The sequence below is a fragment of the Patescibacteria group bacterium genome (genome assembly GCA_020148145.1).
GTDB lineage: Bacteria > Patescibacteriota > Minisyncoccia > Minisyncoccales > JAHCRE01 > JAHCRE01.
Map to the genome: position 1 here is coordinate 19246 of JAHCRE010000019.1, position 23139 is coordinate 42384.

The window sequence follows — 23139 nt, forward strand, 5'->3', positions numbered from 1 at the left end:
TAGCCATTTATAATTAAATAATAATTAAATTTAAAAATATGAAAAAGCAACGTTTTTATTTTTTAATAATTTGTTTAATTTTAATTTTCCCAATTTTTATTTTTGCTGATGGTGGGATGATAATTTGGCCGCCTGAAATTCATTTAGACCAGTCAGCCCAAAATGCCATAGTTGCCTGGAATGGAAAAGAAGAAATAATAATTCTTTCAAACGATATAAAAAGCGATAGCCAGGCTACTGCTTTAAGAATCGTTCCCTTACCTTCTAATCCTTCTGAAATTAAAGAAGGGGGTTTTGATTCTTTTGAGAAATTAGTGGAGATAATGAATGAGAAAATAGAAGAGGTAAGAAATCAATGGATGCTAGCGGGTAAAGATTTAGAAAAAGCCCCGGCTGCTGGAGTAGAAATTACCTTTCATGAAAAAATCGGAGCCCATGATATAACCGTAGTCAAAGTAAATGACTTAGATTACTTTTTAAATTGGATTAAAGATTTTGCGACTGAAAAAGGACTAGAGATAAAAGAGATTTCTTCAGAATTCAAAGAAGGAGTCAAGAGTTATCTAAAGAGAGATATAAAATACTTTGTCTTTGATGTAATTGATACCAAGGAAGAAGAAAGTATCAAGCCCTTAATTTATCAATTTGAATCTAATTTTTTGTATTATCCGATTTTAATCTCTGGAATTTCTGAAATTTCTGAAAGTAGGGCAAAAATAAGAGTATTTTTAATCACAGAGGGGAACCTTCCAAAAGAAATTTCAGGAGTAAATATTCCAATTTTCTATTGGCAAGGTCATTTTGATTATCCGGTAGAATTAACAAATGAAGAGTTAATGGAAATTAGTGAAGACATTGGGAGCCTATTTGAATCAAGTGTAAGGGTAAGAACTTTTGATTATTTTGGTCCTTTAAAAAAGTTTGATAAAGATTTAATATTTTATCCTAAAATCTGGCAAAAGCACTTAGGGATAGGGAGTTATGGTGACGATGTAAAAATTTTACAACAAATTTTAATAAACGAAGGGTATTGGGATTCTGAGGCTGGGGCAACAGGTTATTTTGGTGAAATTACTAAAAATTCTTTAATTAAATTCCAAGAATATTTTAAAGAAGATATTTTAAAGCCCCTTGATTTAGAGAAAGGAACAGGATATTTCGGTCCAAAAACTAAAGAATTCTTAGAAAAAGGTTTCGCTTTAATTTCTGAAATTAAAACCTGGAGTCGTAATCTAAAAATAGGAATGATGGGAGATGATATAAAAACTTTACAAGAAATATTAATTAAAGAAGGGGTGTGGGGAAGGCCAGATATTAAAACCACAGGTTATTTTGGCCAAATTACAAGGGAAGCGGTAATTTTGTTTCAAGAAAAATATTCCAAAGAAATTCTTGAACCTCTTGGATTAGAAAGAGGAACAGGTTTTATTGGCCCTTCTACTAGGACTTATTTGGAAAAATTTAGTAAAGAATAGGTTTTGGACTTGACTTGTTAAGAAATTTTTGTTAAGCTGAGTTTAGATCGATAAGTCGAAGTATCTTAAGTTAAGTCTTCATAATTTTTTAAAATAGTGAGGGCCAAAATTAAGTAGGGCGACTTAAAAATCGGAAAGGTCGCTTTTTATTTAAAATTTAATAGAAATCTAGTATGGCCTTCGAAAAATTTGAGAAGAAGTTCGAGCGCAAAATGTTTAAAGGAGATTGGACTTGTGCTGATTGTGGAGCAAAGATAACTGAATTACCCTTTCAACCAGATTCTGATAGACCAATCTATTGTCGAGAATGTCACCGAAAAAAAAGAGCTCGATTCCAACGCTAAACAAAAAGCCCGCTCAAAAGCGGGCTTTTTGTTATAATGAAACAATGTATCCCAGCTATTTAAGCCTTTCGAGAAAAGAACTTAATAAAAGAATCGAAAAGCTTTTTAAGATTTTAGAAAGATGCGAAATTTGTCCCAGAAAATGCCGAATTAATAGATTAAAAGAAAAAAAAGGTTTTTGCCAATTGGGACGCGAACCTGTGGTTTCAGCTCACCATCCCCATTTTGGTGAAGAAAGTCCCTTAGTTGGTCGCTTTGGTCCAGCCTCGCCCGACTCGCTGGCGAGGCGAGGCGGGTCAGGAACAATATTTTTTACTTCTTGTAATTTGGCTTGCGTTTATTGTCAAAATTATGGAATATCTCAATTAAGGATCGGGGATGAAACCTCTTTTGAAAAACTGTCTCAGATGATGATTGATCTCCAAAAATTAGGTTGTCATAATATTAATTTGGTTACCCCCACCCCTCAGGTTCCCCAGATTATAAAATCACTTTCTATTGCCATTGAGAAGGGATTAAAATTGCCCTTAGTTTATAACACCAGTTCTTATGACTCAATCGAGGTTTTAAAATTATTAGATAAAATTGTTGATATTTACATGCCGGATGCCAGATATTCTGATAATGAAATTGCTTTGAAATATTCCAATGCAAAAAATTATTTTGAAATAATGAAAGGGGCAATTAAGGAAATGCATCGCCAGGTTGGTGATTTAGTTTTGGATAAAAATGGAATCGCTGTTCGCGGTCTTTTAGTTAGGCATTTAGTCTTGCCTAATGATTTGGCCGGTTCTGAAAAAATTTTTAAATTTTTAGCCAAAGAAATTTCCCCTAATACTTTTTTAAATATTATGGGCCAATATTATCCTTGCTATAGGGCTTTTGAATTTCCTGAACTTTCCCGGAGAATTACATATGAAGAGTATCAGGAAGCAATTAAATTAGCTAAAAAAGCCAATTTAAAACGGCTTTACCGTGAATAATTTAAAATGAAAAATCCAAGAATTAAAAACCTGTTTTCTCTTTTTTTACTGCTTGGATTATCATTTTTAGTTCTTTTATTTTCTATTTATATTTCCAAAATTAATGCCGAGATTAGCTCTCTTTATCTCGGGGCAATCGTTAGTCAGTCGTTAATTCAAAAAAGGCAACCCTCATCAGGGGCAATAACTCTAATTTTTGTTGGCGATATTATGTTAGACCGGGGAATAGAGTATATGGTTAAAAATCATGGTGATGGTAATTACGAATTTCCATTTTTAAAAATCGCTGATTTTTTAAAAAAAGCTGATATTTTATTTGGTAATTTAGAGGGGCCAATTTCCAATAAAGGGAAAAAAGTTGGAAGTATTTATTCGTTTCGAGCTGATCCTAAGGCGGTTGAGGGTTTAACCTATGCTGGTTTCGATATTTTATCAGTGGCCAATAATCATATTTTCGATTATGGAAAAGTGGCAATGGAGGATACTTTTTTAAATTTGAAAAAGGCCGGGATTGAATATGTAGGAGGGGGATTTACTGAAACTGAAGCTCATTCTCCAATAATTAAGGAGGTAGATAAAACAAAAATTGCCTTTTTAGCCTACACTAATTTGGGTTCGAAATATTGGGAGGCAAAAGGAAACAATTCGGGTATTGCCTGGTTAAATAAAGAAAAGATGGAAAAAGATATTAAAATAGCGAAAAATCAGGCAGACATAGTAGTAGTTTCAATACATACAGGTAGAGAATACCAAGCTAAACCCAATCTTATTCAGAAATATTCCTCTCACCTATTTATTGATGCCGGAGCAGATTTAGTAATAGGCCATCACCCCCATGTTATTCAGGAAATTGAAAAATATAAAAACAACTATATTGCCTATTCTCTGGGCAACTTTGTTTTTGACCAAGGATTTTCTAAAGAAACTATGAAAGGACTTTTATTAAGAGTTATTATCAAAGATAATAAAATAAAAACAGTTGACCCAATTGAAATTAAAATTAACAAATTCTTCCAGCCAGAGATTATAGAAGAACTGGAGGAATAAAAAACTTTGCCAAGAGGCAAGGTTAAAAATCGAGAAGCTAATTGGGGGGAAATTTATGTGGGTGGTGATGTTAAAAATTTAAACTTCTGGACTCCAACTAATTAAATTTCCTTTTATCTCAAACTTTCCATCTATAAATTTTTCGATTGCCCAGATGTTAGTTTTGCAGTGATTAGTAACTTCTGAAACTGTAAATTTACTCTCTTTGGGAACCAGGGCCACATAAGGTAAAATTTGGTCAGCCAAATGTTTATCTAAGCAGGCCTGGGTTTTTTGTTCTCTTAATAATTCTAGGGCTGCTTCTTTTCCGACATTTTCAGCTCTCTTTCCTAATTTTCCTAAATTATCTACTCCAATCACTGTATTCTCAAATTGACAAATTAGACAAATTTGGCTTCCCGGGCATTGAGTTTCATGATATTTAACTTTTTCTTCAATTGGTAATTTTAATTTTCCTAAGATTTCTCTAACTCCAAAAATTTGCCTTTCAGCAACTTTTTTATTTTTCAAAAATTCTGAGGCTCCAGAAATAACTAAAATTTTTTGAAGTTCTCCTCTTTCTAAAAGATTGAGGTTTTTTATTTTTGAGGGAAAAATTTTTACTTCAACTTTTGCCCCTCCTTCTGGATAATAACCTCTTTTCAAAACATTTATTTCAGTTTTAACCCCGATTTTTTCTAAAATTTTTAAAAAACAATATCTGAAATGGTCAATAGTTGGAGAAAAGAAAGTATCAGTAGCGCCTCCATTAAAAACAATCTTCACTGGCCCTGGAGCAAAGAGGCTGGGTAAAATTAGAGTCTGTAAAACTAAAGTAATACTTCCGGCAGTTTTAATTCTAACATTGACTGAAATTTGTTTTTGGCTAATTTCGCCAGGATAAAATTTTATATCCTCACTTTCTAGTTTATCACCCTCTAATCTTCCATTACAAAGTTGAGCTAAGGCCTGAATTCCTAAAAGATGCTGGGGTCTTAAACCGGGCTTTGGTCTACTTTTACGAATATTAAAAACATGACAGGATTTTTTAGTCACTACTGAAAGAGCAGTTGCTACTCTTAATATAGCCCCACCCCCTTCATATTTTGAACCATCTATCTCAATTAGATTTTGATTAAATTGAATCATTTTAATTCAAAAACTTGACAGCGTTTTTTTGAAAGACTAAGATAGGTTGTTAACATGACTAAAGAAAAAAAATTTTATTTAACTAAAGAAGGTTTAGAAAAGATTAAAAAAGAACACAAAGAACTTAAAAGTCTTAGGTCTCTGAAAGTTAAAGGTGAATTTCCAAAAATTTTACATTCAGAAAATGTAAGCCCAGAATATCTTTCTTTACAGGAAGATTTAAGTTTTATAGAGAGGAGAATAGCTGAGCTGGAAAGTGTTCTCAAAAATAGTGAATTAATTAAATCACCTCCTAAAGAAAGGCAAGATGTTGTTAATTTAGGAGCAATGGTTTTGGTGCAAATTGATGACCAAATTGACGAATTCACAATTGTTGGGTCACTAGAAGCGAACCCCTCTTTGGGAAAAATCTCAAATGAATCACCGGTTGGAAAAGCACTTCTGGGGCATCGAGTTAGAGATGAAGTTATTATCCCCTCTCCAATAAAAATAACTTATAAAATTTTGAAGATAAAGTACTAGTAATTAGTAAATTTATTTTTTTTATTTGCCCAAAAAATATGGGCATTTTTATTTTAAATAGTAAAATATTTGAGAAACTGCTCCGAGAATAAAAACAAATATTAAGAAATAAATTAAAATTGAGGGCGCTTTTAAACTATATTCTGGCTTTCTCTCACCGAGTTTTTTAATTTTTTTGAAAATCAAAGTAATTACTACTCCTTCAATTACCCCCAGAATTGTCCCAACAAAACCAATAACTTCAATAAAACCTCGAAGGCCAATTAAAAATAAAATTAGTGGTAAGCCAGAGGAAACGATAGCAGATAAAGTTTTTGGCAGACGATAATCGTAAATTAGAGTATTTTTTAAGTAAAGACAAATTACCAAAAATGAGTCGGCCAAGGTTATTACTCCAAATAATGCTCCCAAAAAGATGATTTTTGGACCCAAGAAAGGAACTAGACCTGAGAAGGCTTCAGGAGAAGTGTTTTTCCCACTTACTCCAACTACTGCTAAAGAAAAAAGGAGATATAAAATAACCACGATTACAGTAGTTAGAATAATTATTTTTTTAAAGACCTTCCTTTCCTTAGGGCTTTTTAAAATATCTCCCATTTCTGGTATGGCCACCCATCCTCCTAAGGCAAACAAAATTACTCCATAGGGTAAAAAAACATGTCTAAAATTAATTAAATTGAAATTTTGGAGATTAATCTTTGGCAAAAGGAAACAAAAAACAAGAAAAATAATCAAAAAGAAGGCAGAATTCGTAAGAATTTCAGTTGGAGCAATCAGTTTTAATCCTCGAAAAATAAAATAAGATAAAATTACCCAAAAAATTAAACTAAAATAAAAAGAAGATAAATTAAGTAAAGGAGAAAATATTATTTTCAAAAACTCCCCCCCAAGAATAAGGTAGGCCAAAAGAGTACCGGTCAATCCTAAGATCGTCGAGATAGTAATTAAAATTTTTCCTCCCTTTCCTAAATATTTTTGGGAGTAACCAACGAATCTATGTTTTTCCTTTGTTCTTAGAACAATTTCGCCAAAGAAGAGGTGCAAAAAAGTTACTGATAAACCTAAAATTAGAAAATAAAAAAAGCCGGGAATTATCCCGCTTTGGGCAATGACATAGGGGATTCCAAAAATACCTGCCCCAATTATTGTTCCAATTAAAATTGCTAAGGCGAAAAGAAATTTTTTATTTAAAAAAATCATTTCTTAGGAATTACTCAGAATCTCTGCTATTAAAAATTTTCTTTTCCACTATTCTTAAACCAGCTAAAATTAAAATGGTTAAAAAAGTAGCAAAAATGGCTGGAAAATAAAGCCTTGTACCAACGGCTACTCCAATAGCAGCTGTTATCCAAAGACCGGCAGCAGTAGTTAAACCCTCAATATGAAGTTGGCGATAGATAATTAATCCTGCTCCTAAAAAACCAACTCCTAAGACTACTTGGCCAATTACCCTAGAGGGGTCGAAATTAATCCCTGGCTTTCCAGCAAAAAGATTAAGAGCCTCAAAAGAAATTATGGTAAATAAGGCTGCTCCTAAAGAAACTAGGGCATATGTCCTTAAACCAGCTTCTTTTTTCTTATATTCTCGTTCCAAACCAACCAATCCTCCTAAAAGAGCGGCTAGGATTAGCTGGAAAATAATTCGAATTTGAGGACTAACAAAAAACTTCATCTTCTTTCATCGCCTTAAAGGCGGTTCAATCTCAAAACTTAAATCTTAAAAATCAAGACTAAAAGATTAAGAATTTGAGATTATAATTTATAACGAGCTTCGCTCGATATATGCTTTTAGAGCTTATAAACTTTGTAGCCTTCTCGGACTTTTTGATCGACCTTGAGGCCAATAGAGTCGCCGGCCTTAGCCTCCTCTACTTTCTCGTGTTCAATCTCCATTGACCCTACTGCCTGAGTGAAATCGGTTACCCCCCCAACAATTCTAATAGATTCTCCTGCTCTTAAGGGGTCAGTGAGCTCAATCACTGCCACTCCTATTTTCGAAAAATAGTGAGTAACTTTCCCCACTAATTTCCCTTCTTCTGGCCGCCCTTGGCGAGCCTCGCCTTCGGCGGGAACTTGGGGTTTTTCATTTGGCATAACTTTTCTTTTTAAAATAATTTTATTTTTCCGACCTTTTTAAATGAGTTTTTTCTTTTTTTATTAAATTAATTAATTTTTTTACTAATTTTTTGGGGTTTTCATCATAAATAATTTTTTTTACTCCTCGATAGGGACCTGTAGCAATAATTCTTATTTTATCAGCGGTTCCAGCTGAACCTTCTAATACTCCGATTGGTTTTTGGATTTCAAAAGCAGTGGCAAATTCATGCAAGGTTCCCATCCGACCACAGATAATAATTACTCCGTCTACTGACTTTGTCATGATTACGTTTCTGCCCACATAATCAGCCCCGGTATAAATCACGACATTAAATGGATCTAGGGGTAGTTTATATTTTTTTAAATGGGCAGCTTCAGAGGTTGCTGGAGAAAAACCAACACTAAATCCACCGGTTTCTTTACAGCCCAGGGCGGCAAAATAAGGAACTCCGGTTGTGGCTCCAGTGACCAAAACACATTTTCGGCGAGCGATCTCTCGACCAATCTCTTTAGATAATCCTTCAACCCCTTTTGCGCAGTGACCAATCTGGGCTGCACCTGAAACTGCAATTTTATATTTTGAGCGATAGCGAGAAATATCCCTAGAGGTATATCTCATACATTTTTATTATAACAAAAATTTGTCAAACTAAAAATGGGTGACAATCACCCAGCTTTACCTCGTTAGAGAATTATAGAAGTATACTGCCCAAACTAAAAACCGCTAGAAAACTTCTCTAACGGGGTTTAGTGAGGGGGGAACGGACTTAACAATTTTAGTTTAATCTTCAAAGCCTGGCTGGACATTAGCCAAGGAAGCTTCTTTGACCTCTACTATTAAATACCGCTTGTCCCTAGAGGATATTACCTCGCACCCCCTCAATTTTTATCGTAGTTTTCCAAAAATTTTTGTCAAGACCTTTTTCCACTATTTTTTAGAAAATGCCTTAACCACCTTACTGTCTCTTTAATCAGCTTCTTTTGTGAATAGTAATCTTCAAATTTGTGATCGGCTTTTGGAAGGATAATTAATTTTATATTCTTGTATTTTTGGGCTAATTGTCTTGAGAACCTTATCGGAACTGTCTCATCTTTTTGGCCATGAACAATCAAGATAGGAACCTGAATTTGAGAAAACAAAGGGGTGTAATCTTTCTTTTCGTTCTCTTTTAGATAACTTATCCCAAATTTTTTGTCTTTTCTAATAAAGTATCCTTGTCTCCTCCATTTCTTTAAATCATTTTTAGTATTCCATATAGGAAAAAGGGCTTTTTGGTTGAATCCTGGAGCCCAAAAAACTAAAGTTTTTATTGGAAATTTACTTTGTTTAATGAAAAAGGCTGCAATAAGGCATCCCAAGCTATGCCCTAAAAAAACTATTTTGTTTTTATTAATATTTTTTTGTTTTAAGATTAAATTTATTACTGTTTCTAAATCTGAAACTTGTTTTCTAACTGTGGTTTTTTCGAGTTTTCCTTCTGAATCTCCGCATCCCTCAAAATCAAATCGAAAGGTGGCAATTTTATTTTTCTCCAAATCTCTGGCTAATCTCACAAACTCTCTTCTTGTTTTATCTCCGCCAAATCCATGACAAATTACAATCAAAGGGAACTTCTTCTTTCCTTCCGGTAGATGCAAAATCCCCATTAACTGCTTTCCTCTTTTATTTTTAAAAACAATTGGTTTTTCCATAAATTTTATTTTTCTACTTTAAAAAGAAGAAAAATTGGGGCTCCAATTCTTTTTCTGTGTTTTTTGCTAAGTTTCCCTACTTCTTTACTTACTAGTATATCTTTCATTTCTATTATTTTTAAACCATTTTTCACTATTTCATTTACATAGAGAGAAATTGGTTTTCTATAAACGACAAAAGATTTCTCAAATCCCTTAATTGCGCTCGAATGGATTGGCTCTACTTTTGGATATCTTTTTAAATTCTCTAAAGAAGAACTATTCCTTGTTTCCGTAGCACTTAGGAATAAATGATACAGGGGATGCGTTATTGAAATTATCAGTCTTCCTCCTTTCTTTAAAACTCTTGCCATTTCTTTTATAGACGTAGATATATCTTTAATCTCCTGGAGAACATTATAACTTACAATTATATCAAAAAAATTATTCTTAAAATTTAACTTTTTTGTTAGATCTATTTGATGAAATTCCACTTTTTTTGATTTAATTCTTTTCTTAGCGTAATCTAAAAGCCACTTTGAAATATCAATTCCTATAATTTTTTTAGGATTTTTTTTAAGAAGATTTGGGATAAAAAATCCATCTCCACAACCAGCTTCAAGCACAATTTTTCCTTTTAAATCTCCAATAGCCTTTTCCATAACTTTATTCATTAAGTAAACCCTAGGAATATCAGTATAAGTTGTTAGATGTTTGTGCCAGGTTTCTGCGAATTTTTTTGATTTATAAAGGTGTTGCATGAAATACCTTTAAATTTTGAAAGTAATAAACTTAATATTAATGCCCTTGAGAGGAATCGAACCCCTATCTCAAGCTCCGGAGGCTCGCGTTCTATCCGTTGAACTACAAGGGCTTTATTTCTCAGCTATGATATAAAAATTAGAGTTTTTTCTTTTTTTTAGGGGAACCGTTATAATTCCACTTTCTTTTATCTTAAACTTTCCCTTTTTTACTAAATCTTCTAACCCTCTCTTTCTGAAACAATGGAAATAAAAATCTCTCATTCCCATCCCGGAAATTAAGATATCATAAAAATCTAGTTTTGATCTTCCAATAATTTTTAATAAAATCGATTTGTAAATTTTTTTTCTAAAAGATGGTTTTCGCCACAAATCCCAAACTGTTAGAATCAAAAGACCCCCTGGCTTTAAAACTCTTCTTGCTTCTTTTAAAAATTGAAGTCGAAATTCTTCTGAAGGAATATGATGTAAAACAGCAATACTGTAAATTTTATCAAAAAAATTATCAGGGAAAGGTAAATTTAAGACATCGGCTACTTGAAATCTGGCTTTGGGGTATCTCTTTTTAGCTATCTCGATTAGTTTTTCAGAATTATCAATACCAATATAATCTATTTTCTTATCTCTTAGAAATTCAAATAATCTGCCATTTCCACATCCTAAATCTAAAATTTTCTCCCCTGCTATTACATAATCATCCACTAAAAACCTTACTTCTTCCCACATTTTAAATCTAACTCTTGAAAAGTCCTCGGCAATTAGGTTATAATCTTCTTTAGTCTTCTCTAATATATATTCGGCGTAACTCCTTTCCATGGTAAAAATTTGGGAATCTACCCCGAAGGAATCTCTTCGAGATCCTACGGGGCAGGCAATTAAAGAACTAATTAAAAACCGGGTAAAAACTCAGGTTGGTTTAGCTAAGATTAAAAGGAAAATAGCAAAAAAATACAAAATCCCTTTGCCTTCAAATATTGAACTCTTAAAAGCATATCATAATCTAATTAAAAAGAAAAGTATAAAAAAATCTGAAAATTTAGAAAATCTTTTAAAAAAAAGAAAAATTAGAAGTCTATCTGGGGTAGTTGTGGTTTCGGTTTTAACAAAACCTTATCCCTGTCCCGGAAAATGTATCTATTGCCCTTCAGAGAAAGGTCTTCCAAAAAGCTATTTATCAGGGGAGCCGGCAGTGGAAAGGGCAAAAAAGCTAAAATTTGATCCCTATTTACAATCTCAAAAGAGAATTGAAAGTTTAAAAAGACAAGGCCATCCTACTGACAAAATCGAACTAAGAATAATCGGAGCAACTTTTTCTGTTTATCCAAAAAAATATAAAATCTGGTTCATATCTAATTGTTTTGCAGCAGCAAATAAAAGAAAAGGAGTTTCCAAAAAAGAGGTTAGCTGGAAAATACTGGAAAAACAACAAAAAATAAATGAAAAAGCAAAACAAAGGATTATTGGAATAAGTATTGAGACCAGGCCGGATTTAATTAACAAAAATGAGATTTTAAATTTAAGAAAACTAGGAGTAACAATGGTCGAAATCGGAGTTCAGACAATTTTTGATGATATTTTAGAAAAATGTAAAAGAGGCCACGGAGTCAAAGAAACAGTTTTAACTACAAAAATTTTAAAAGATGCTGGCTTCAAAGTAATGTATCAAATGATGCCGAATTTGCCTGGCTCTGATTTAAAAAGGGATTTGAAATGTTTTGAAGAAATCTTTAAAAACAAAAGTTTTAAACCAGATTGGTTAAAAATTTATCCTTGTGTAGTCTGTAAAGAATCTAAACTCTATCAAATCTGGAAAAAAAGAAAATACAAGACCTATTCTGATGAGAAATTAATTGAACTTTTAATTAAAATAAAAAAAACCTTACCTTATTGGGTAAGAGTAGCGAGGCTTTTTAGAGATATTCCAATTCCAAAAATTAAAGGGGGTTGTAAAATTTCTAATTTGAGAGAAGTTGTTCAGCAAAAAATGAAAGAAAAAGGAGAAAGCTGTTGTTGTATTAGATGCAGGGAGGTCAGAGGAGATTATAATCCAAAAGAAAAATTTTATTTATTTAGAGAAAATTATGAAGCGTCTGAAGGAAAAGAAATATTTCTGAGTTATGAAAACAAAAATAGAGAGAAACTCTTGAGTTTCCTAAGATTAAGAGTTCCCTCCTGCACCCTTCGGGCTTCAGGGGGCAAGCCCTTTCAAAAATATTTCTTACCAGTTTTAGAAAATTCGGCAATAATTAGAGAGGTTCACACTTATGGCAGGTTAGTTCCAATATCAAAAAGAAAAATAGCTCCTCAACATCGAGGCCTTGGGAAAAAATTAATCAAAATGGCAGAAAAAATCACCAAAAAAGAGTTTGGATTGAATAAAATTACTGTAATTTCTGGTGTAGGAGTAAGGAATTATTGGCGGAGACTAGGATATAAATTAAAAAATAACTATATGATAAAAGAGATCTAGGGAGGGCTCTTGACAAGGGTCTTTGGTTGAGTAAAATGGTTAAAAATATGTGGAAAAGGCTTAAACCACCAAAACTAAGAGCAAAGGTCGAAATTTAATCGCCCAAAAGGGCGATTTTTTAAAAAATTAAATTTACTGGAATTATGAGAGAAAAAATCGCCACAGCTAAATTAGAAAGACTGGTAATAAAATCAATGAGAAACTGGCTAGAAGAAGCTGGTTTTTTTGAAATTTTCCCGCCAAAAATAGTCAGGGCCTCAGGGGCCTGCGAAAATATCGATACTTTATTTGAAGTAGGAGTAAATGGAAATCTTCATTGGTTTAACCCAAAAAAGCCTCACCGAGCCTATCTCTCCCAAACTGCCCAGCTTTATCTCGAAGTCTTTGTTCCCTATTTAAAAAGAGTTTACTCAGTTGGTCCGAGTTTTAGGGCCGAAGAAGGGAACGACAACCGCCATTTGACTGAGTTTTTGATGCTGGAAATTGAATTCGCTGGAGGCTTCAAAAAACTCTTGGATTGTATTGAAAAGATTATCTATAGAGTAATTGAAGATATTTTAAACTCACCAGCAAAAATTAAAAAGGAAATTAATCTTAGCAAAAAAACAGTGGAAAGATTAAGAAAAACGAAACCCATCTTTCCAAAAATTACCTATGATAAAGCAATTGAGATCTTAGGGCTTCCCTTTGGCAGCGATATCTCCCGGAGAGATGAGCAAAAGTTAATTGGAAAATTCGGCGGCCAGCCACTTTTTATTACCCATTTCCCAAATCCTTTATATAATTATGGAAAAGAAATTGAGGTTGAGAAATTTTTCAATATGATACCAGATTCCAGAAATCAAAAACGAGTCCTTTCAGCTGATTTAATTTTGCCTTTTGGAGGAGAGGTAGTCGGAGCAGCCCAGAGGGTTTATAAATTAGAAGAACTAAAATGGAGATTAGAAAATTCGAAAATGTTTGAGAGACTGAAAAAGAAAGGAGGGGAGTTAGATGATTTTAGTTGGTATTTCCAGAAAGTACAAGAAAAAAACCTTCCTCATTCAGGTTGTGGATTTGGGATAGGAAGGATTCTTAAATTCTTAAGAGAAGAAGAGAATATTAAAAAAGTAATTACTTTTCCTTCAAATCAGGAAAATATAATTTAAAAAGAGACGTTTCTTAAAAATTTTTAGATTTTATCTTTTTAAAATCTTTTTCTAAAATTTTTCTTATTTTTAGAAATCTTATTCCAGCGGCTGGATGATAGGTGACAAAAAATTCTTTGCCACCTTTTTTTATTAATTTTCCTCGAAAATCTTTTAATTTCTTTTTGAGAAAGAAAACTTTAAAGGCAACTTCACCTAATGAAATAAATTTTTTAGGATTGATGATTTCAATTTGTTTTTTTAAGTAGAGGAGACAAGCCGCAATTTCTTCTTTGTTTGGTTTGCGATTTTTTGGTGGAAAACATTTAATAGGCGAGGTAATAAAAATTTTTTTTCTATTTATTTTGGATATCTTTAATAATTGATTTAAAAATTGACCAGCTCTTCCGACAAATGGTCGGCCAGTTTGATTTTCTAAAGAACCTGGGGCCTGCCCAATTATTATAATCTTAGCATTTACTGGTCCTTCACCTGGGACAGCATTTTTTCTTGTCTCCCATAAAGGACATTTTTTACATTTTCTAATCTCCTGATTTAATTTTTCCAATTTTTCTCTCTTTTTCATAAAACCTTAGTAATCAAAAAGCTTCCACAGCCCCGCCCGCCAAGGAGGCAGCCTCGTCTTCGGCGAGTGCTGAACTCCCGACCCATCAAAGGAAAAGAGTACAAAAATAGCCAATTATTGAAAGCAAAGCAATTGGTGGTAAGGCAGGGATAGGCTTACGAGTTTTTTGTGAAAAGAATATTAAGAAGCTAATCAAAAGACCAACTGTAGCAAAAATAGCAACAATTAAAGAGTCTAAAATTCCTTTAGGAACCAAAGAAGCTACTAAAAGTAAAGGAAAAACAATATCTCCTCCTCCTAAGATTAAAAATCTTCCGCCAGGCTTCACAGTTCCTAATGAAGTTTGAAATTCAGAAATCTTTGGAGGTAGAATTATTCCAGGAATTGCTCCCGCTTTAATCATTTCTTTAGCCATTCTTACCATATGTTTTGTTTTATAAACTGCGACAATGTCATAAATTGAAAAAATTACCAGCAATGTCACCACTGTCAGGGGTTGTAATCTTAACCCAAAAGTACTTCCAATGCCCACCATTCCTGAAATTAAAAGAAAATCATGAATCAAAATATTTGGTTTTTTAAGCCAATAAAAAATTAGGATCAGAATTAAAATTAAGGCGAAATCACCAATCCACCAACCTAAAAAAAAGAAGCTTCCTATAGAAACTATTAAGATAAAAAGAGATTTAAATAAAATTCCTTTTCTTGGTCGAAATTTGACAAATTTAATAATTAAAAAAATTATTAAACCAACAAAAATGAAAGAAAAAATAAATTGCAAAAGAGAGATTGGTGTTAAAGGAATTTTTTGAATCTCTTCTTTCGAAATCTGAATTATCCTTAAAGCATTAATTATTCCCAAACCTAAAGTTAGAGAAAATAAAAAAGCCTCCCAAGCGAGGAGTTTCAAGGGTTGAGCTAAAATAAATTTGTTTCTTATTTCTTCATTTTCTCCCATTTTATATTAACCTGAGTAATTCTTTAACTTTGTCTTTTTTCTCCCAACTAAACCCTGGTTCTTCCCTACCAAAATGGCCGTAGCAGGCAGTTTTTCGATAAATTGGTCTTAAAAGATTTAGTTGTTTAATAATTCCTCCCGGCGATAAACTAAAAACTCTAGGAATAATTTTAACCAGTTTTTCTTCTGAAACTTTTCCAGTACCAAAAGTGTCAATTCCTATTTCTGAAGGTTCTGTCCCTCCAATCACATAAGATAGTCTAACCTGGCATTTTTCAGCTAAATTTGCTGCCACAATGTTTTTGGCAATATAGCGAGCCATATAGGCGCCGGATCTATCAACTTTTGTTGGGTCTTTGCCGGCGAAACTGCCACCACCAACGGGAACTCCAACTCCATAACTATCTACCACTGTTTTTCTTCCGGTCATACCGGTGTCTGAAACAGGCCCACCAATAACAAAACGGCCAGTATTATTAATATGATATTTTGTTTTTTTATCTAAAAATTGGCTACAAATAGGTTTTATAACTTTTTCAATGATATCCTTTCTAATTTTTCTCAAAGGAACATTTGGATCGTGCTGAGCTGCAATTATTACACTGTCCAATCTTTTTGCAACTCCATTTTGATATTCTAAAGTTACTTGTGATTTTCCATCTGGTCTTAAATAGGACAAAATCTTCTTTCTTCTAACCTTAGCCAATCTCATTACTAATTTATGAGCCAACATTATTGGCAGAGGCATCAATTCAGGAGTCTCTTTGCAGGCATAACCTATCATTGAGCCTTGATCTCCAGCTCCCTGTTTTTTTGTTGCAGTTTTTTTTACTCCCAAAGCAATATCTGGTGATTGTTCATGAATAGTATTTAAAACTGCTACTGTTCTAAAATCAAAACCATATTCAGGTTTTGTATAGCCAATATCTCTGATAACTCCTCTGGCTAAATTATTAATATCTATCCAGGTCTTAGTAGTAATCTCTCCGCCAACAATTACGTAACCCATACTAGCAAAGACTTCACAGGCTACTCTTGCAAATTTATCCTTTTTTAAAATATCATCCAAGACGGCATCAGCAATAGCATCACTAATTTTATCCGGATGCCCAGGACAAACTGATTCTGATGTAAATAAAAATTTTTTCCTCATTTTAAAAACTCTTAATTAATCTTTTTTGAGCTTCTAATTTTTCTTTATAACTTATTTTACTTCTTTTAATTCCTTTCTCCAAGGCCTCAATGGTTTTATCATAAGTTTTCCGGTCAACAGGATAGGGGATGTGGTCTTTTCCCCCGTGGGCAAAGGAATATCTTGCCGGATCTTCATAAGATGGTTTTGCTCCATAAATTATTTCTGAAACCAAGGATAGTGCCCGAATTGTTCTTGGCCCTACGCCTTTTATAGACAATAATTCCTCAAAATTTTCTGGTCGGGCTTCATTTGCCAAAAATATAATTTTTTCTAATCTTTTCAAATCGAATTTTTCTTTTAAGACTGGGTGCCAACGAAAGTCTCTGTTATAAAGCTCCATCAAAGTGAAATTTCCCAATCTTTGTTTTTTAATTAAAGCACTGTCTGATTTATTTAAAATCATCCGAAAATCTTTCAAAAAAGTTTTTGGTTCCTCTTTTACTAAACTAGCGCTAATTTCCCTATTCTCGCTACTTTCTTTGGCAGTTAAATTTAACGGTTTAACTCTAATGTCAGAAATTATTCCTGAATGTGGTTCTTCAACAAAATCTTTAACATTTGAAGATAACCAATGATAACGACGAGCTTTCTGGATCTCAGTGGCCATCCCCTGCTGAATGACACACCATTTTCCAGATTTTGTGAAAATTAAATTGTGATGATAAATTTGAAAATCGTCTTGTAAACAAGAACTATCTACCTTTGCCGATATTTTTGAAGCATAAACAAATTTATCAATTTTTTCTATCGGCCAGCCCAGAGATTCTCCCCAATTTTGAATTTGTTCTGGGGTTTTTCTAGAAGTCCTGCCTTTTCCACCGCAAACAAAAAGACCGAGGTCAAATTCTAATCCCCGAAGTCCAGCTTTTAGAGCCCCCATTACTGTAGTAGTTAAACCGCTCGAATTCCAATCAAATGAAAGTACGCAGCCAAAACTTTGGAACCAAATTGGATTGGACATTCTTCTTAAAAACTCCTCTACTCCAAATTCCTCTACAATCGCTATAGTTATTCCTCGAGCTAACCTTTTCATTCTTTCAAACAACCAATATGGGCATTTTCCATAATCGAGCGGAATCGTGGCAATTCCAGTCCTCATAATCTCAAATTATAACAAAAATTGAATTTTATTTTTTAAAACGACTAATTCTAATTAACCCGGAACAAGGAATAATTTCAATTCCTCTCTTTTCTAATTCGTCTAAGAATAAATTTACTCCCAAAGAATCAGAACTCATATGCCCGGCGATGACGACATTGATATGGGCGGCTTCTGCTTCTTTTTTGTGTTCTTCAGAAATATGCATACCAACGATTGTTCCAATTCCAGCTATGGCCATTTTCTCATAAAGCTTTGAAGAACCTTCAGTTCCGCCAGTTATTTCAGTTAGAGCAATTTTCCCACACCTTCTTTCTTTATCTCCAACAAAGATTTTTGGTCCCGCTCCAAATTTCATAGCCTTTTTGTATTCTGGAATTTTCTTTAAAAGCGATACTAAATCCCCAATTCTCATTAGGCTATCTTCTTTTTCAACTTTTTCTTTTAAAAATTTTGCCGATAAATTATCACAGACCGTATGCAAACACATTAAATTAAATCCTAAAATCTTGACCACATCAACTGTTCTTTGATGATTAACTTTATTTAATCCCCTAGCTACTTCGGAAATTTTTTCTTTCATTAAGCCTTCAGCAATATTTATTGGTACTCCATACAAGTTTAAAACATCGCATTGTAATTCCATTACATCAGATAAAGTTGCTAAGGCTTTACCCAAAGGATGATGAGAAATAATTAAATCAACATTACCAATTTCTTTTGCTAATAGAATTTCAGCGGGCTCAACGTCAATTCCGACTAAAATTCTTTTTATTTCTTTATCTTGGCTAATATGTAAAATTCTGGAATCTAAATAGGGATTTTCCAAAGCCTCACTATCGAATTCTTCTTTTTCATTTCCTGATAGTTTCTCAAATTTTTTCTGTCTTCTTTTTAAAACCCGTTCTACCCCCTCAATTCCCCGGAAGTCACTTTCCTTTCCCATTTTTATTGCTAAATTATAGATTTCTTTTATTTTCATTTTTTTTATTTTTAATTTTTGAAAATTTTTTATAGAGTTCCGAAATTAATCTTTCTTGTTCCGTCAAATCCAAAACCTCCCGGCGAATCCTGGCTTTTTCCTTTCGAATAAATTTTCTGATTGACTGTGGCAATTTCTTCTTTGACATTGGAAATTAAAAATTTTGATTTTTCAAAAAACTTAGATTGAAATTTATAATTTCCCATTTAAGTTTTAATCTTTGAATTATTTTTATTCGCCCTTAATTACTGCCAAGGGCACAAGCCTTGCCACTTTTTTTGATAAACCAGCCCGATGGACGACATCAACTACTTGTTCCACATCTTTATAAGCCATTGGCGCTTCTTCAGCAATTCCTCTCATTGACCAGCATTTCACAATGATTCCTTTTGATTCTAACTCTCTCACTACTTCTTGTCCAGAAATTCTTCTGACCGCTGCGTGCCGTGACATTGTTCTACCGGCACCGTGGCAAGTACTAAAGAAAGCATTTTCTCCTTCCTTTTGACCAACTAAAATATAAGAAGCAGTTCCCATTGAGCCTGGGATCAAAACTGGCTGACCAACTTCTCGATATTTTTCTGGGATTTCAGGATGCCCCGGTGGAAAGGCCCGAGTGGCTCCTTTTCGATGAATAACTAACTTCATTTTTTTTCCATTAACCTCATGCTCTTCGATTTTAGCAATATTATGAGCAACATCATAAAGTAATTGAAGCTCTTCTTTTTCTCCTAATATCTTTTTCCAAGCTTTTCTTACATAGTGAGCAATCATATGGCGGTTTGACCAGGCATAATTACAAACGGCAGACATTGCTTTAAAGAATCTTTGCCCTTCTGGAGAATTAAATGGAACGCAAGCTAATTCTCTATCTGGAAGTTTGATGCCATATTTTGGCATAGCCTGCATCACTACTCTTAAATAATCAGTACAATTTTGATGCCCAAGCCCCCTAGAACCGGTATGTATCATCACTACTACCTGGTTCTTGAATAATCCGAAAGCTTCTGCTACCTCTGCGTCAAAAATTTCCTCAACCCTATCAAGTTGGCAAAAATGATTGCCACTTCCGAGAGTGCCAACTTGATTCCTTCCTCTGTTTTTAGCTTTTTCAGAAACGCAAAAGGCATCAGCTAATTCCATTTTTCCTGTGTGTTCACAATTTTCAATATCCTCTTTTTCTCCATATCCCTGTTTTACAAGATAGGGAACCCCTCCCTCTAAAATTTTGTTAATTTGCTCAATGCTTAACTTTATTTTTCTCCCCCTTCCCAAACCAGAGGGAACTTCTTTTTGAATTTCAGTAGCTAATTTATCCAAGTGAGGCTTGACCTCTTTTTCAGAATGTTCAGACTTCAGCAATCTAACCCCACAATTTTCGTCATAACCGACAAAGCCAGGAGAAATAACTCCACCTGGTAATTTCATTGCCCCTACTCCGCCAATGGGGGCACCGTAGCCCTCATGCATATCTGGCATACCCAAAACATACTTTACAACCCCAAGAAGCGTTGAGGTGTTTATTACTTGAGGAATTGACCTATCTCGGAAAATATCTTTCAACATCTTTTCTGAAACATAAATTCTGGCAGGAACTCGCATATCCGGCCGGAAATTTTTTGGAATTTCCCATAAATAATCTGTAATCTTTTTGAAATTTTGTTTTGTAATCATATATATAATTTTAGCTTAAATTTATCTATTTGTAAATAAAAAGGCGTCTTTTTGACGCCAAATGGAGTTCTTTTAGAAAGAAGGAGGGAATTTTATGCTATTTTTGGGTGTCTTTCTTGTAAGTCTTTCTCTGTCTTTTTTTTCATTACGGCCAAGTGGCTGATTATAGCATCTAATACTATCATTGCAAAATCTTCAAAGGCAGTGCCTAAAGGAAATATTGGTAGCCCTCTCATTCTTCTTTCTTTGTAGCTTGAAGATAAACTTTCTTCTTTCGATCTCCCAGGAATAATTAATTTGATGTCTGCAAGCTTTGCTAAAGTTGAGTCAGTTTGAGAAGTGATTGCTATCACTTTCGCTCCAATTTCCCGAGCTATTCTTGTTTGTTCAATTTCGTGTTCTCCGCCCCCTGAAACGACAACGAATAAATCACCTTTTTTAACAGGTGGGGCAGTGGTTTCTCTTAAAACCCGGGAGTCGTAACCTAAGTGAGCCAGTCTCATTCCAAAGGCACCAGCATCAAACCCAGACCTTCCTAAGCCTGTGAGAAAAATTGTTTGCTTAAAGTTGAGGATTTCTTCCACTACTTTAATTATTTGTTCATCTTTTAATTTTTGAGCGGCCATCCAGTCAATCATTCTTTTTATTTCCTCTTTTACTTCTTTAGCAATTTCTTTTGTCAAAGAACCATCTCCTTTATTTATTTTAAAATTTCAACCTCTTAGATGTCAAATAACACCGTTGCTTCCCAAGTCCCGTCTTTTTTTTGAAGAACGTCTAATTCATGATAAGTCACTGCCTTAATATCTTCACCAAATCTTTTTACTTTTTGACCGATTAATTCTCCTTTAATTTCTCTATCGGTGAATTTAATAAATTTGGCATTAAAATAGATTTCTTTATTCACCTGACTTAAATAAAGGGCCTCGCTCAAAAAATCAACTAAAAGAGCAGCTAAATCAAGGGATTTTATTTTAATTTCTCTCTTTGTTTTTTTTGCTAATTTTTCAGCCTTTTGAGAATCTGCCATCCCAAAAAGCATATTCAAAAAAAGCTCCGGCTTTTCTTTACCGAAAGCCCTGATTTTTAAATCAGCCTTATGCTCTAAAATCTCATATTTTTTCATTAAAAATCTATTATTTTAAGATTTTTAAATTCTTCCCTGACTATCCGTCTATCATCCCAGGGAATCTTCCTGCCGCCGGCTACGCATATCCAGGGTTCACATCCTTTGCCAGTAATAATAACAGCATCTCCTGATTTAGCAATTTTTAAGGCTTCTCTAATTGCTTTTTTTCTGTCTAAAATTTTTTTTGCCTTACCTTTTGTTCCATGATCTATCTGCTCAATTATTTCTATCGGATCTTCATCATAGGGATCTTCATTGGTCACAATAACTTGATTGCAATATTTGGAAGCTAATTTTCCAAGGATAGGCCTTTTCCACTTATCTCTTCCTCCACCACAAGACCCTAAAACACAGATTAAATTTTTTGGCCTAAATTCTTGAGAAATTATTCGATAGACTTTTTCTAAAGCATTTGGGGTGAAAGCATAATCAACAAAAACTTTAAAGGGATTTTTAATTACTATTTCCATCCTGCCCGGGATTTTTTTAACTTTTTCTAAAGCCAATTTACAGGTTTCAAAATCAACCCCCTGTGATAACCCAATACAAATTGCTGCCAGAGCATTATAAATATTGAATTTAGCAAGTAAATTTAATTCAAATTCAATGTTGTCAAGAGAGAATTTTAACCCATCTGAAGAGATTTTATAATTTTTGACATTTAAAATGTTTATTCTTTTATTCGCCTGAGATTTAGACCCAATCGAATAGCCATATTTTTTGTTAGCTAAAAATCGCAAAAAATATTGAGCATTTTCATCATCTAAATTGACAATATGAATTTTTTTGGCTGCCTGAAACAGCTTCCCTTTTGCCTCTCTATATTTTTCAAATGAACCGTGAGCTTCAATATGTTCAGGGGTTAAATTAGTAAACACGGCTACATCAAAATCAATAAATCTATGACGGTGTTGCAAAATTCCCTCAGATGTTACCTCCAAAACACAAAATTGGCAGCCCGAATCTAAGGCCTGTCTTAAAAACTTTTGTAATTTAAAACGACCAGGCATAGTCATTTTTAAAGTATTTAGCCACTCTTTTCCCCAAATTTTGAAAGAAATTGAAGACAGAGAGGCAACCTTGAAACCTTCCTCTTCTAGGATTTTGGTTGTTAAATTAACTACCGTAGATTTTCCATTAGTTCCGGTTACTCCAATTACAACCATTTTTTTTGCCGTCCCGTTGGGCGAGGTTCGCTTTTGGCGGGAAGGGAAACCATAAAAAAAAGCGCCTAGCATCGCTAACAAAAAATGGTAATAATTAATCAAAAATTCAGGAATGATTTTTTTGATTAAATCTTTCATCTTTCAATTTCAATTATCTCCGGCCCAAGATCTTCAAGGCTTTTTTGATTTTTTGTTCGGTATCCTGAATATCTTTTGGAATTCTAGAAATTACCTCTTTTACTCTCTGACGAGGAAAACCTAGGTTTACTAAAGCCTCTTCAACTTCATCGGTTTTTTTAATTCTTTTCTTTGAAATTTCTTTTATTTTCCCAGAAAGTTCCAAAATTATTGATCGGGCTTTTTTCTTTCCGATTAGGGAGATTTCTTCAAATATTTTTTCGTCTTGAGCTAAAATTTTTTCCTTTAATTTTTCCAAGGGGCCAAGAGAGGAAATCTCCAAAGCGGCTTTTGGCCCTATCCCAGGAATACTCAAAAGCATCTCAAAAAACTTTAGTTCTCCTAGGTTTGGGAATCCACACAAATCTAAAGCGTTCTGTCTAAGAATGAGGTGACAAAAAACCTTGAGGGATTCTTTGTTTTGTGGTATTTTTGAAAGAGTCTTTTGAGATAAAAAAACCTTATAACCAACACCTCTTACATCTAAAATTATAAATTTTTCTCCTTTAAATATAACTTTTCCTTGAAGACAAGAGATCATATTTATT

General features: G+C 33.5%; 26 protein-coding genes and 1 tRNA gene. 7 read left to right on the forward strand and 20 right to left on the reverse strand.

Annotated features, from left to right (window positions below; all coding sequences use genetic code 11):
* The first annotated feature begins 38 nt into the window (after positions 1–38).
* The 4 genes from KJA15_03730 to KJA15_03745 all read left to right on the forward strand — a co-directional run bounded on the left by KJA15_03730 (position 39) and on the right by KJA15_03745 (position 3849).
* The gene (locus KJA15_03730; GenBank protein ID MBZ9572415.1) at positions 39–1475 is read left to right on the forward strand and encodes a DUF2330 domain-containing protein; all 1437 of its coding nucleotides are present in this window, start codon (positions 39–41) and stop codon (positions 1473–1475) included.
* Positions 1476–1648: 173 nt separating this feature from the next.
* Complete coding sequence (locus tag KJA15_03735; GenBank protein MBZ9572416.1) at positions 1649–1819, forward strand: hypothetical protein; 171 nt, start codon at positions 1649–1651, stop codon at positions 1817–1819.
* A gap of 44 nt (positions 1820–1863) precedes the next feature.
* Positions 1864–2802, forward strand: a complete 939-nt coding sequence (locus tag KJA15_03740) for a radical SAM protein (GenBank protein MBZ9572417.1) — start codon at positions 1864–1866, stop codon at positions 2800–2802.
* 6 nt (positions 2803–2808) lie between these two features.
* Positions 2809–3849 carry a CapA family protein gene (locus KJA15_03745; GenBank protein MBZ9572418.1) on the forward strand — a complete coding sequence of 347 codons (1041 nt, stop codon included), beginning with the start codon at positions 2809–2811 and terminating at the stop codon, positions 3847–3849.
* A 78-nt stretch (positions 3850–3927) separates the two neighbouring features.
* Here KJA15_03745 and KJA15_03750 read toward each other — a convergent pair whose 3' ends face one another.
* The gene (locus tag KJA15_03750; GenBank protein MBZ9572419.1) at positions 3928–4977 is read right to left on the reverse strand and encodes an RNA 3'-terminal phosphate cyclase; all 1050 of its coding nucleotides are present in this window, start codon (positions 4975–4977) and stop codon (positions 3928–3930) included.
* A gap of 54 nt (positions 4978–5031) precedes the next feature.
* On the opposite strand from KJA15_03750, the gene KJA15_03755 reads away from it, so the two are divergent.
* Positions 5032–5499, forward strand: a complete 468-nt coding sequence (locus KJA15_03755) for a GreA/GreB family elongation factor (GenBank protein ID MBZ9572420.1) — start codon at positions 5032–5034, stop codon at positions 5497–5499.
* Between the two features lie 48 nt (positions 5500–5547).
* Here the strand turns inward: KJA15_03755 and KJA15_03760 are convergent, their stop codons facing one another.
* The 8 genes from KJA15_03760 to KJA15_03795 all read right to left on the reverse strand — a co-directional run bounded on the left by KJA15_03760 (position 5548) and on the right by KJA15_03795 (position 10844).
* Complete coding sequence (locus KJA15_03760) at positions 5548–6699, reverse strand: hypothetical protein (GenBank protein MBZ9572421.1); 1152 nt, start codon at positions 6697–6699, stop codon at positions 5548–5550.
* Between the two features lie 10 nt (positions 6700–6709).
* Positions 6710–7171, reverse strand: coding sequence for an MgtC/SapB family protein (locus KJA15_03765; protein ID MBZ9572422.1), 462 nt, complete (start codon positions 7169–7171; stop codon positions 6710–6712).
* 116 nt (positions 7172–7287) lie between these two features.
* A complete protein-coding gene (locus KJA15_03770; GenBank protein ID MBZ9572423.1) occupies positions 7288–7521 on the reverse strand; it encodes a hypothetical protein in 234 nt (77 codons plus the stop codon).
* A gap of 94 nt (positions 7522–7615) precedes the next feature.
* Positions 7616–8215 (reverse strand): hypothetical protein, encoded by a 600-nt coding sequence (locus KJA15_03775; protein MBZ9572424.1) that lies wholly within the window; start codon positions 8213–8215, stop codon positions 7616–7618.
* Between the two features lie 293 nt (positions 8216–8508).
* Positions 8509–9288: an alpha/beta fold hydrolase gene (locus KJA15_03780; protein ID MBZ9572425.1), complete on the reverse strand. Its 780-nt coding sequence runs from the start codon at positions 9286–9288 to the stop codon at positions 8509–8511.
* Positions 9289–9293: 5 nt separating this feature from the next.
* A complete protein-coding gene (locus KJA15_03785; protein ID MBZ9572426.1) occupies positions 9294–10028 on the reverse strand; it encodes a class I SAM-dependent methyltransferase in 735 nt (244 codons plus the stop codon).
* A 41-nt stretch (positions 10029–10069) separates the two neighbouring features.
* Positions 10070–10141, reverse strand: a tRNA-Arg gene (locus tag KJA15_03790).
* Position 10142: 1 nt separating this feature from the next.
* Positions 10143–10844, reverse strand: a complete 702-nt coding sequence (locus KJA15_03795; GenBank protein MBZ9572427.1) for a class I SAM-dependent methyltransferase — start codon at positions 10842–10844, stop codon at positions 10143–10145.
* Between KJA15_03795 and KJA15_03800 the strand changes: the two genes are divergently transcribed.
* Positions 10843–12498, forward strand: coding sequence for a tRNA uridine(34) 5-carboxymethylaminomethyl modification radical SAM/GNAT enzyme Elp3 (locus KJA15_03800; GenBank protein ID MBZ9572428.1), 1656 nt, complete (start codon positions 10843–10845; stop codon positions 12496–12498). The two genes, KJA15_03795 and KJA15_03800, sit on opposite strands and share 2 nt — an antisense overlap.
* A 143-nt stretch (positions 12499–12641) precedes the next feature.
* Positions 12642–13646 carry a hypothetical protein gene (locus KJA15_03805; GenBank protein ID MBZ9572429.1) on the forward strand — a complete coding sequence of 335 codons (1005 nt, stop codon included), beginning with the start codon at positions 12642–12644 and terminating at the stop codon, positions 13644–13646.
* 13 nt (positions 13647–13659) lie between these two features.
* On the opposite strand, the gene KJA15_03810 is transcribed toward KJA15_03805, so the two are convergent.
* The 11 genes from KJA15_03810 to ruvA form a co-directional block, all read right to left on the reverse strand.
* Positions 13660–14211, reverse strand: coding sequence for a uracil-DNA glycosylase (locus KJA15_03810; protein MBZ9572430.1), 552 nt, complete (start codon positions 14209–14211; stop codon positions 13660–13662).
* 85 nt (positions 14212–14296) lie between these two features.
* The gene (locus KJA15_03815; protein ID MBZ9572431.1) at positions 14297–15169 is read right to left on the reverse strand and encodes a hypothetical protein; all 873 of its coding nucleotides are present in this window, start codon (positions 15167–15169) and stop codon (positions 14297–14299) included.
* Between the two features lies 1 nt (position 15170).
* Complete coding sequence (gene metK / locus KJA15_03820; protein MBZ9572432.1) at positions 15171–16322, reverse strand: methionine adenosyltransferase; 1152 nt, start codon at positions 16320–16322, stop codon at positions 15171–15173.
* 1 nt (position 16323) lies between these two features.
* Positions 16324–17463, reverse strand: a complete 1140-nt coding sequence (locus KJA15_03825; protein ID MBZ9572433.1) for a DUF763 domain-containing protein — start codon at positions 17461–17463, stop codon at positions 16324–16326.
* Between the two features lie 28 nt (positions 17464–17491).
* Positions 17492–18445: a Nif3-like dinuclear metal center hexameric protein gene (locus tag KJA15_03830; protein MBZ9572434.1), complete on the reverse strand. Its 954-nt coding sequence runs from the start codon at positions 18443–18445 to the stop codon at positions 17492–17494.
* A 29-nt stretch (positions 18446–18474) separates the two neighbouring features.
* The gene (locus KJA15_03835) at positions 18475–18651 is read right to left on the reverse strand and encodes a hypothetical protein (GenBank protein ID MBZ9572435.1); all 177 of its coding nucleotides are present in this window, start codon (positions 18649–18651) and stop codon (positions 18475–18477) included.
* Positions 18652–18676: 25 nt separating this feature from the next.
* Positions 18677–20119 (reverse strand): RtcB family protein, encoded by a 1443-nt coding sequence (locus tag KJA15_03840; protein MBZ9572436.1) that lies wholly within the window; start codon positions 20117–20119, stop codon positions 18677–18679.
* Between the two features lie 92 nt (positions 20120–20211).
* Entirely contained in the window at positions 20212–20802 is a 591-nt protein-coding gene (locus tag KJA15_03845; protein MBZ9572437.1) for an SIS domain-containing protein, read from the reverse strand.
* Between the two features lie 38 nt (positions 20803–20840).
* The gene (locus tag KJA15_03850) at positions 20841–21245 is read right to left on the reverse strand and encodes an archease (protein MBZ9572438.1); all 405 of its coding nucleotides are present in this window, start codon (positions 21243–21245) and stop codon (positions 20841–20843) included.
* Positions 21245–22552 carry a UDP-N-acetylmuramoyl-L-alanyl-D-glutamate--2,6-diaminopimelate ligase gene (locus tag KJA15_03855; protein ID MBZ9572439.1) on the reverse strand — a complete coding sequence of 436 codons (1308 nt, stop codon included), beginning with the start codon at positions 22550–22552 and terminating at the stop codon, positions 21245–21247. Before KJA15_03855 ends, KJA15_03850 begins: the two co-directional genes overlap by 1 nt.
* Positions 22553–22565: 13 nt before the next feature.
* A complete protein-coding gene (gene ruvA, locus KJA15_03860) occupies positions 22566–23132 on the reverse strand; it encodes a Holliday junction branch migration protein RuvA (GenBank protein MBZ9572440.1) in 567 nt (188 codons plus the stop codon).
* Between the last annotated feature and the right edge of the window lie 7 nt (positions 23133–23139).

What these genes read in the sequence shown, in the direction of transcription:
- KJA15_03730 (MBZ9572415.1), top strand. Translation starts at nt 39, where the DNA reads ATGAAAAAGCAACGTTTTTATTTTTTAATAATTTGTTTAATTTTAATT.
- KJA15_03735 (MBZ9572416.1), top strand. Translation starts at nt 1,649, where the DNA reads ATGGCCTTCGAAAAATTTGAGAAGAAGTTCGAGCGCAAAATGTTTAAA.
- KJA15_03740 (MBZ9572417.1), top strand. Translation starts at nt 1,864, where the DNA reads ATGTATCCCAGCTATTTAAGCCTTTCGAGAAAAGAACTTAATAAAAGA.
- KJA15_03745 (MBZ9572418.1), top strand. Translation starts at nt 2,809, where the DNA reads ATGAAAAATCCAAGAATTAAAAACCTGTTTTCTCTTTTTTTACTGCTT.
- KJA15_03750 (MBZ9572419.1), bottom strand. Translation starts at nt 4,977, where the DNA reads ATGATTCAATTTAATCAAAATCTAATTGAGATAGATGGTTCAAAATAT.
- KJA15_03755 (MBZ9572420.1), top strand. Translation starts at nt 5,032, where the DNA reads ATGACTAAAGAAAAAAAATTTTATTTAACTAAAGAAGGTTTAGAAAAG.
- KJA15_03760 (MBZ9572421.1), bottom strand. Translation starts at nt 6,699, where the DNA reads ATGATTTTTTTAAATAAAAAATTTCTTTTCGCCTTAGCAATTTTAATT.
- KJA15_03765 (MBZ9572422.1), bottom strand. Translation starts at nt 7,171, where the DNA reads ATGAAGTTTTTTGTTAGTCCTCAAATTCGAATTATTTTCCAGCTAATC.
- KJA15_03775 (MBZ9572424.1), bottom strand. Translation starts at nt 8,215, where the DNA reads ATGAGATATACCTCTAGGGATATTTCTCGCTATCGCTCAAAATATAAA.
- KJA15_03780 (MBZ9572425.1), bottom strand. Translation starts at nt 9,288, where the DNA reads ATGGAAAAACCAATTGTTTTTAAAAATAAAAGAGGAAAGCAGTTAATG.
- KJA15_03785 (MBZ9572426.1), bottom strand. Translation starts at nt 10,028, where the DNA reads ATGCAACACCTTTATAAATCAAAAAAATTCGCAGAAACCTGGCACAAA.
- KJA15_03800 (MBZ9572428.1), top strand. Translation starts at nt 10,843, where the DNA reads ATGGTAAAAATTTGGGAATCTACCCCGAAGGAATCTCTTCGAGATCCT.
- KJA15_03795 (MBZ9572427.1), bottom strand. Translation starts at nt 10,844, where the DNA reads ATGGAAAGGAGTTACGCCGAATATATATTAGAGAAGACTAAAGAAGAT.
- KJA15_03805 (MBZ9572429.1), top strand. Translation starts at nt 12,642, where the DNA reads ATGAGAGAAAAAATCGCCACAGCTAAATTAGAAAGACTGGTAATAAAA.
- KJA15_03810 (MBZ9572430.1), bottom strand. Translation starts at nt 14,211, where the DNA reads ATGAAAAAGAGAGAAAAATTGGAAAAATTAAATCAGGAGATTAGAAAA.
- KJA15_03815 (MBZ9572431.1), bottom strand. Translation starts at nt 15,169, where the DNA reads ATGGGAGAAAATGAAGAAATAAGAAACAAATTTATTTTAGCTCAACCC.
- metK (MBZ9572432.1), bottom strand. Translation starts at nt 16,322, where the DNA reads ATGAGGAAAAAATTTTTATTTACATCAGAATCAGTTTGTCCTGGGCAT.
- KJA15_03825 (MBZ9572433.1), bottom strand. Translation starts at nt 17,463, where the DNA reads ATGAGGACTGGAATTGCCACGATTCCGCTCGATTATGGAAAATGCCCA.
- KJA15_03830 (MBZ9572434.1), bottom strand. Translation starts at nt 18,445, where the DNA reads ATGAAAATAAAAGAAATCTATAATTTAGCAATAAAAATGGGAAAGGAA.
- KJA15_03835 (MBZ9572435.1), bottom strand. Translation starts at nt 18,651, where the DNA reads ATGGGAAATTATAAATTTCAATCTAAGTTTTTTGAAAAATCAAAATTT.
- KJA15_03840 (MBZ9572436.1), bottom strand. Translation starts at nt 20,119, where the DNA reads ATGATTACAAAACAAAATTTCAAAAAGATTACAGATTATTTATGGGAA.
- KJA15_03850 (MBZ9572438.1), bottom strand. Translation starts at nt 21,245, where the DNA reads ATGAAAAAATATGAGATTTTAGAGCATAAGGCTGATTTAAAAATCAGG.
- KJA15_03855 (MBZ9572439.1), bottom strand. Translation starts at nt 22,552, where the DNA reads ATGAAAGATTTAATCAAAAAAATCATTCCTGAATTTTTGATTAATTAT.
- ruvA (MBZ9572440.1), bottom strand. Translation starts at nt 23,132, where the DNA reads ATGATCTCTTGTCTTCAAGGAAAAGTTATATTTAAAGGAGAAAAATTT.